General features: G+C 60.2%; 1 protein-coding gene. It reads right to left on the reverse strand.

Annotated features, from left to right (window positions below; genetic code table 11):
• The coding region (locus QN399_RS26195) for an AMP-binding protein (protein ID WP_323569586.1) at positions 1–407 on the reverse strand (407 nt) is incomplete at both ends.

Here is a 407-nt window from a genome sequence, read left to right on the forward strand (position 1 = left end):
ATCGGTGCACCACAGAAGTGGGTGACCTGATGCTCGCGGATCAGGGTCAGAATCTTCTGCGGGTCGACGCGGCGCAAAAACACATGCACGCCGGCCATCGCGGTGATGGTCCACGGGTAGCACCAGCCGTTGCAGTGAAACATCGGCAAGGTCCACAGATAAACCGGATGGTTACCCATGTTCCAAGTCATCTGATTGCCCAGTGCGTTCAGATAAGCGCCGCGATGGTGGTAGACCACGCCTTTCGGGTTACCGGTGGTGCCGGAGGTGTAGTTCAGCGAAATCGCCTGCCACTCGTCGTCCGGCCATTGCCAGGCGAACGCGGGATCGCCTTCGGCCAGCAGCGCTTCGTAATCGAGGTCGCTGACGGCCTGGCCTTCGCCATACTCCGGGTCATCGACGTCAAT

The organism is Pseudomonas sp. 10C3 (assembly GCF_036346185.1).
Lineage (GTDB): Bacteria > Pseudomonadota > Gammaproteobacteria > Pseudomonadales > Pseudomonadaceae > Aquipseudomonas.